Origin of the sequence: Photorhabdus tasmaniensis (assembly GCF_011189505.1) — a bacterium.
Taxonomy (GTDB): domain Bacteria; phylum Pseudomonadota; class Gammaproteobacteria; order Enterobacterales; family Enterobacteriaceae; genus Photorhabdus; species Photorhabdus tasmaniensis.
In genome coordinates this window covers 91,670-99,241 of record NZ_PUJU01000017.1, presented here as the reverse complement: position 1 = coordinate 99,241, position 7,572 = coordinate 91,670, and the positions used below count along the sequence as shown (strand labels likewise).

The window sequence follows — 7,572 nt, the reverse complement described above, 5'->3', positions numbered from 1 at the left end:
ACGGCTGTCCTGATCCAGAGTCAGCAGCCACATTTCTGGCCTGACGGTCAGGTGATACAGCGTTTGATGCCGGTTTGTGGTCCCGACAACCGCACTTTCAATCAATCCGTTCACTTCACGTTGTAAAACATCGTCACGGGTGACGGTGAACAGTGCGGTTTGAAGCAGAAGGGTATCCGTATCAATATCGGAGCGCGGTGCCGCCAGGGTCAGCGACAGGGTAAATAACGATGAAAGCGCTTCATCTAATGTAAAATTGACGACCGCAAAAGTCTTGGGTGCCAGATTGCCGATAGTGCAAGAGAAGCGGAGTCCGGTTTTCATGGTTTTTCCTCAATGACATCATCTTTTGGTGTCCGGGCATGATTGAAAGATGTCCAGCATTCATGGCCTTCCAACCCCCGAAGAATATTTGGATCACCCGGTTTAGGGATAAATGAGGCAAAGCATGATCGCCTCTTTTATGATCAAAGGTTAATTCGAATTTATATGTTGATTTAATAAATATCAAGATTGATATTTTAAAGATATGTAAATCTCACTTCAAAACAGTCACTGGTGTGAATTTTATCGGCGTTTAAGTAACATAATGATTTAATTTATTTCAAAAAGTTTGATTTAGGGGAGATTGCTTTAATCAAGTTATGGCACCATGATAGCTCGATGTCATAAGCTGGAATTAATAGTTAATGAATTGTTAATAAGGTAAAAGATGTGATGTTCTGTTGTTTTGGTCGGGGATTTGATGTCGTCAAGGTATTGTTAGCACTGAAACGACTGGAAGATATGACTCATGGTTAAAGTAACTCCTATCTCACATGCGAAAATGAGAAAACGTCTTCTTAATACACCGGAAGCTCTGCAAGCCTATGCTGAGGCTACAGAAGAATATGAGTTGCTAGAGCAACTCACTGAATGGCGGGAAAAGGCAGGTCTAAAAAAAGTAGATGTTGTAAAATGTGTGTTCCGTTGGTGATAACACGCAGAGGCATACTTATTTGGTATTGCCCTAAAATGGCTTCCAAAAGGAAGCCATTTTGCTGCGGTATTCCCGCCTAGAATCTCGTTTTTTTCAGCGAAAGTAAAAACAGCATATTTTTAACGATAAAAGCGCTGATTAAAAACCAGAGGAAAACGAAAAGTGCATCAATATAAGTCAGATTAAGACAAATGGAATACGCGATTGTGATGCCAATAGCAGAATCGAGCTGATCGAATAAAATAAACAGCTGCTTATTTTGCTTCGGATGTTGTCCCGGTGGTGCGCCGAGTCTCCTTTTCAACCAGGAGTTTGGCAATTCGAAAAGAACATAGCCGAAACCCGCTATGAACCCGGTAAATAAGCAGGAGGCAAGAGTCCGTGGAATAATGGTGTCCTGTGTTTCGGTACAGAGTATTAACCACAGCGGTGAAAATAGCGCGGTAATAATGGGTACAGCAATAAAACCACGCCAGGTTTTGTTGTAGCCGAAATAACGTTGGTGTACCGGGATAGCCCAGCAGGAAAAATAGTTTTTTGTAACAATCACCATGTGTAAACAACCACCAAGGATAACCGGGATAAGTAAAATCCCTCCGTGATAAAAACTATTGAGCATAGAGACTCCAGAAATGAAGACCGGTAAATAAAACAAACCCTGCAAGTGTTGTACTGACGATAGTACTGAGATGTTTGAATTTATAAAACGGGCGATCCCATAGCATGGCAATACTGAATGCAAGGAGCGCTAATGTCAGTAAAAGATGGGTCAGCCCCGGCGTTGCTACCAAACTTACCAAAGCGTAACCACTGACAATAAATAAGCTCCAGAATACGGGCATTCCAAGGTAGGAGAGTCGATCTTCATCCTGAATATTTCCGACTTCGTTAAATACGGATAATCGCAGACAACCGCTGATTATCATTAAGATAATAAACAGCGAATACCAGGATTGATAACCGGAAAGGTATAGGATGATGGATGGTGAGATCAGGTAAATAAGTTGATCCATAAATCCATCAAGATAACGGCCAAAAGGGCGGACAATATCTAAGTTCCTGGCCAGAATACCATCGAGTGCGTCGCCAAGCATGGCAAGATATAAGAACGCAATGGCCAGATAATACCAATGCTGTAATGCGGCTGCCACGGAGAGCGCGCTAAATACCGCTCCACCAATAGTGATATAGTCCGCTCTGTTTAGCTGGATGATGAAATGGTTACTGTTCATAATTTTTCCTTGTATGGAAAGGAGGGTAATTGGCCTTTTCTGAGCATATTTATCAGTGCTATGCGGTTGATTTTGCTGTTATGGCGAATGTCGACGGGAAGCGGATTGGCATAATAAATCCGGGTGACCAGAGTGAGATCCAGTTCGTCTAAGATGGCGGATAAACCAGTCGGCAGGGTGGTGCTTTCCAATATCAGAGCGGCTCCACCTAAAGGATGCAATACGAATGCGCTCCGTGCGACGTTTGGCAGTTCGTTGATCCTTTTTTCCACCCCATAGGGATGAATGATGCGCCCATCATCTAACCGCACCTTGTCTTTTACCCGTCCAAGCAACCAGAGCTGTCCTGCGGTATCTAGGTAGCCAACATCACCGGTACAGTGCCAGATCCCTCCCTGTTTACGTGGGAGTTTGTTTTCTTTTGTTGCTTGAGGATTATCAATATAGTCTTTGAGCACATGAGGCCCGGCAACCAGAATTTCACCTATATTACCGGTAGCCAGCGGGGTAATTTGCTGGGGATCAGCGGTTATCTTCCTGATACATATTTCCGCTTGTGCGACGGGTTTCCCGACCAGATAACCATCATGTGTTGCCCAGTGATTTAATTGTGTTGTCATTTCGACCGTACTGATCGGTTCAACCTCGGTGGAGCCATAGACCACCAGACGCAGAGCATGTGGGAAGACTGCCTGGCAGTTTTCAAGCAGCTCCTTATTGGCAGGCGCGCCGCCCACGATGACAGTGCGTACATTGGGGAATGACAAGCTCTTGTTTCTGGCATAACCAGTGACTTTGTTCATATAAGCCGGTGCACCGCTGAGGCAGGTGATGTCCCCATTTTGCAACTGCCCAATGATTTTCTGCGCATCAACAGTTGCAGGATGGGCAAAGTCAAAATCAGGCAGAATACTGCTGTTGCCGCAGCACAATGAATGCAGCACCATGACGGGGAAACTGTGCAGGTCGATCTCGCTTTTTTCCTCAGGAAAAAGCGCTTTTATCGCATAAAGTTGTGCTAACAGGCTGTCGTGAGTGCGATTTGCACCTTTAGGCATACCGGTAGAACCCGAGGTGAAAGTAATTAATCCCGTCGTATCCGGTGGTAAGTCCCGGCAGATAAAGTTATCCATTGGTAAATGTTGGCTGGGCGCTTTCAGTACTTTCATGCCCCAGATAGGCTGTCCAATAACAAAACGGCGCAGTCGCCACAGTTCGGGGATCAGAAACCAGAATTTTCCTAACGCAGGTTGGCTGATAACCGCCGATAATTTACTGTGCCGTAGCGTCTCCCGGAGTTGTTTTCTGGAAAGTCCCCGCTCAAGCATAACCGGAACCAGCCCCAATCCCAGAATGGCGATAAGCAATGGGTAAAGTACTAAGCCTGGCTGAACAATCACTAACAAGCGATCGCCGGCCACGAACCCGGCTTGGGTTAATAGATGCTGGAAGTGGGATGCGTGAGAAAAAAATTCCCGAAAACTTAAACTACTGCTGTGTGGTGCTTGCAGGGCTAAATGCTCAGGGTGTTTTTGGGCCGCATCGACAATTGGCTGACAAATATTTGTCATGCGAGCCTCCTGTAATAAAGCGCATATTGGTGTCTGGCGGCAGCGGGGGTATTGAAAATCCGTTCTGCGGTCTTTAACGATTTATTATCTTCACGCATCAGGGCACCCCCAAGGTAGGGATGAATGCGGCTGGCACTTTGCTGATATGAGTGATATAGCGTGTGATATAGCCGACTTCCCCGGTATTGCGGCGCGACTGCGACGGTTTTCAATAAGCCTATAGCGGGCTGACCGTTTTGGCTCACGGATAAGCTAAGAATTAACCCGGCAATTTCACCACTATCAGTTTTAGCCAGGAATGATGCAGGGTAATGGCAAAAAGGTTTAATAAACTCCTCACCGCAATATTGTTGAAATGTTGTCCATGACGGTGTGGTGTAAGCGAAATTCTCGCCGAAGACCGAATCAATGAAGGAATATAATCTAACCTGTTCCTGCATCCATAATTCCGGCGTTAGCGGCAGTAATGTCGCCTGAGTATCAGGGAGCTTTTGTCCGCGCTGATAGTCCAGCCGAAAATTGTTTGCTACTGCCTGAGTATCGTCGAATATCGAGGTGTAGCGGTAACGAGTACTAAACCTTAATCCTTCTAACAATAGGGAGTAATAAGGCGGGTTGTAAGGTTCATGCTCAAAAGGGGGGACATCAAAATGATCAAGCCGGACGCGGTAATGCCCGAAGGTCGAGAAGTTAATCGGCCCGTAGAGATTGTGTGCGCCATTTTTCTTAGCCCACTGTTCCAGAGCGCTAAACAGCATGGTGTTGCTTGCCATATCATTATCGGTTTCCCAAAAACCGAAAAATGCGGCGGATTGACCATCAACGGCATGGGGCACTAAAAAACCGGCAAGACGGGTTTTCCCCGGAATACAGCCAATCCAGGCTTTGCTGTGATTAAACCAGGGATTTTCCAGACTGAACTGTTGTTGCACCTTCTCCCGATCTTCGCCAGGCCAGAGCGGCCAGTCACGGTAGATTGTTGCCGGAAGATCGAGAAAACTTTCAGGCAGTGGGTTGGCCGGGGACCATTCGCCCATGAAGATGTTAGACATGTTCGCTCCTTGCAGGTAATTCTTCTGTCGTGGTGTCGTGCAAGCGGATAACACTCCCGGTTGCACCATCCATACGTACCCGATCGCCATCTTTTAAAATTTGGGTGATCGCGGGAATGCCGACAATGGCGGGGATCCCCAGTTCACGAGCGACAACGGCAGAATGCGAGAGGGTGGAACCGCGTTCGATCAATAACCCGCCTGCGGTAGGGAATAGTGGTGCCCAACCGGGATCGGTTCGAACGGTACACAGAATTTGCCCTGCCAATGACATCTCATCCTGTGGGTTTTTAATTAAGCGGATGGTCGTTTCAACCACCCCTGGATAACAGCCTATGCCCTGTAGCATCCCGCTATCGGTGGGTGCCTGCTGTTTCTGATAGGGATAGTTGTAATCTTGCTGTTGATACAGTGAGCCTCTGATAAAGAAGTGGTGAGCAGGCTCGTCTTCTGTTTCGTAGCGGGTGTATTCTTGTTTGCGTATAGCGACTAAAGGCTTAAGCTGGGTCTGTACTGCTGTTCCTTCGTAACCGCTGTAAATCTCCTCTAACGTCAGGTAGAAAATATCGCGGGGTTCTGCGAGCAGTCCTTCTAATGCATATGCCTGGCCAAGCTGTATGAAAATATCCCGGTATAGCCCAAACATCCGGGTTCGGGTGAAGCGCATATTCTCCCGGTGACGTATCGCCTGACGTAATTTATGCAGATTTTTTTTGAAGGCTTCCATACGCCTGGAGCCAAGTTGCTCGCGTATTTGCTGAAATGCCGTGTTTTCAGCCTGAGTACGCAACTTTCTTTCCCGGCTGGACAAGGTTTCTGGTGTGAGGGTATCGATCGCAAGGTAGTTTTTTATTATCAGGAATAGAAAACTGGGATCTTGTTTTAGCGTAATGGTCTCCAGCTTTAGCTCACCCATAGTACGATCGCCATATTTTTCAATATAATCAATGCACTGCTGGTGGAAGGATGTATCGAGTTTGCGTACCTGAGTTAACAGGGTACCTGCATCGCCGTGTGTTAACAGGGTGCATAATGCTGAATTCTGGCGTGCGTACTGGCACATTTTCAACAACACTTTGGTCGGCTGGGTGCTTTCTATATCTTCATCCCCGGAGAGAAGATCGCCTAATAATGCGGACGAGTTTTCAATACCCGCAGCGGTCAGCCCCCGGTGTACCCGGCCATTAAACATCATCACGTAGAAGTCATTCAGGATAGGTGTCGTCCAGCGTTGTAGTAGATGTTCATCCAGATATTTCAATTTCTCGATCAGTTGGCTGCTATTGCAGGTGTGCAATTCAGTTCGTTTTATCGCGGCGGTATGCTGTTTAAACTGTTCTAAGAAGAGTTCTACCCGCTGATCCATTGTTCTGAAAGCATATAGCAGGCGCAGGAGTGCCCACCCCATCTTTGGCAGTTTCTTTATTTTATCGCCCAGTGAGGGGGTTTTATCTTCAATAAAATCAACCGGGTCTTCCAGTCCCATCATTCTTTCCATATCTTTTTTATTGGTTTGGAAAGAGGGCAGTAATAATAGTCCTTTGTACCAATTGTTGATGTTGTAATAGATCCTGCCTTTAATTAAACCAAGCATGTTTTCCAACATGGAACGATGCTGATTAACTTGTTTATCCGAACAACCTAAGGCACGTATTGTCTGTTCATAAACGGTGGCATAACCTGCGCGGGCAAAAGAGAAAGTCAGCGGCGTTGTTATTCCACAATAAGATTCCTGAATATTGGAATTATCGAAAATAATATGGCGTTCGCTTTTATCATCCTGACGGGGCAACCGGGTGATTGGCCGGGTCTGTAGAATAAAGATTTGGTGGTTTTGAATCGTCCATTCAATATCTTGTGGACATCCCCGTGCCGCAGCGATTTTTTTGCCCATATCCCGTAATGCATAGATTTCGCTATCGGGTAAGGTCGGTTCCCACTGCTTTTCTTCCACGACGGGCATCGTTACTGTACCACTGCCGCTGGTGGTATCGAAAACACTGGCTGTCCCTTTTTGCGTGATATGGCGTTCGATCTCGAACGTGGTGAGATGAACGGAAAATTCATCGGTATCACATTCGCCGGAAACCACACCTTCACCTGTGCCCCAGGCGGATGAGATGAGGCAATGTTGTCTGCTGCCGGTCACTGGATGTGCCGTAAACATGACACCAGAAACTTTACCGGCAACCATATTCTGAATGATAACCGCGCTACGGATATTGCCCATCGGTAGCTGTTTGTGTAAACGATATTGTAACGCGCGGGTATTAAAGGCTGAGGCCATCACGGCGCGTAAGCTGTCGGCAAGGGCGGATTTGCCACGCTGAAACAGATAGCTGTCCATCTGTCCGGCGAAGGAGGCGTTGGCTGCATCTTCACCAATAGCTGATGAGCGAACAGCAAAAAACGCATCCGGGTAATTTTCTGACAAGTGAGTTAATTCTTCTTCTAACTCAGCAGGCAACGGAATCGACTGTAGCCATTGGCGCAGAGGGGCGGCGATGGCGTCGAGTTTTTCCTGGCTAATATCATGTGGTACGGCGGCTAATTGTTCCACAATGTTAATCGCAAACGTATCGTTGATTAATAAACTGTTCAGCACTTCGCTGCTGATGACCCAATAATCAGGTACAGGGAAACCGTTTTGCGTAAGCCATAATAAATTAGCCGCTTTACCGCCTAAGGAATGTTCTGCTAATTCAATAGCGCTATCTTGAGTATAGAGATATTTCATG

Annotated in this window: 7 protein-coding genes; 1 reads left to right on the top strand and 6 read right to left on the bottom strand. The window is 46.5% G+C overall.

Features of this window, described 5'->3' with window-relative positions; genetic code table 11:
- The coding region (locus C5471_RS10295) for a contractile injection system protein, VgrG/Pvc8 family (RefSeq protein ID WP_278250152.1) at positions 1 to 324 on the bottom strand (324 nt) is incomplete at its 3' end.
- 469 nt (positions 325 to 793) lie between these two features.
- Between C5471_RS10295 and C5471_RS10290 the strand changes: the two genes are divergently transcribed.
- Positions 794 to 976, top strand: a complete 183-nt coding sequence (locus C5471_RS10290) for a hypothetical protein (RefSeq protein ID WP_207627285.1) — start codon at positions 794 to 796, stop codon at positions 974 to 976.
- Between the two features lie 79 nt (positions 977 to 1,055).
- Here the strand turns inward: C5471_RS10290 and C5471_RS10285 are convergent, their stop codons facing one another.
- The 5 genes from C5471_RS10285 to C5471_RS10265 are packed head-to-tail and all read right to left on the bottom strand — an operon-like array spanning position 1,056 to position 7,571.
- On the bottom strand, positions 1,056 to 1,598 hold the full coding sequence (locus C5471_RS10285) for a CDP-archaeol synthase (RefSeq protein ID WP_133813806.1): 543 nt from the start codon (positions 1,596 to 1,598) through the stop codon (positions 1,056 to 1,058).
- Positions 1,588 to 2,211 (bottom strand): CDP-alcohol phosphatidyltransferase family protein, encoded by a 624-nt coding sequence (locus tag C5471_RS10280; protein WP_133813805.1) that lies wholly within the window; start codon positions 2,209 to 2,211, stop codon positions 1,588 to 1,590. Before C5471_RS10280 ends, C5471_RS10285 begins: the two co-directional genes overlap by 11 nt.
- Positions 2,208 to 3,782 (bottom strand): fatty acid CoA ligase family protein, encoded by a 1,575-nt coding sequence (locus C5471_RS10275; protein WP_133813804.1) that lies wholly within the window; start codon positions 3,780 to 3,782, stop codon positions 2,208 to 2,210. Before C5471_RS10275 ends, C5471_RS10280 begins: the two co-directional genes overlap by 4 nt.
- Complete coding sequence (locus tag C5471_RS10270; RefSeq protein ID WP_133813803.1) at positions 3,779 to 4,834, bottom strand: hypothetical protein; 1,056 nt, start codon at positions 4,832 to 4,834, stop codon at positions 3,779 to 3,781. The genes C5471_RS10275 and C5471_RS10270 overlap by 4 nt, the downstream gene beginning before the upstream one ends.
- Positions 4,827 to 7,571 carry a phosphoenolpyruvate synthase gene (locus C5471_RS10265; RefSeq protein ID WP_133813802.1) on the bottom strand — a complete coding sequence of 915 codons (2,745 nt, stop codon included), beginning with the start codon at positions 7,569 to 7,571 and terminating at the stop codon, positions 4,827 to 4,829. Before C5471_RS10265 ends, C5471_RS10270 begins: the two co-directional genes overlap by 8 nt.
- Between the last annotated feature and the right edge of the window lies 1 nt (position 7,572).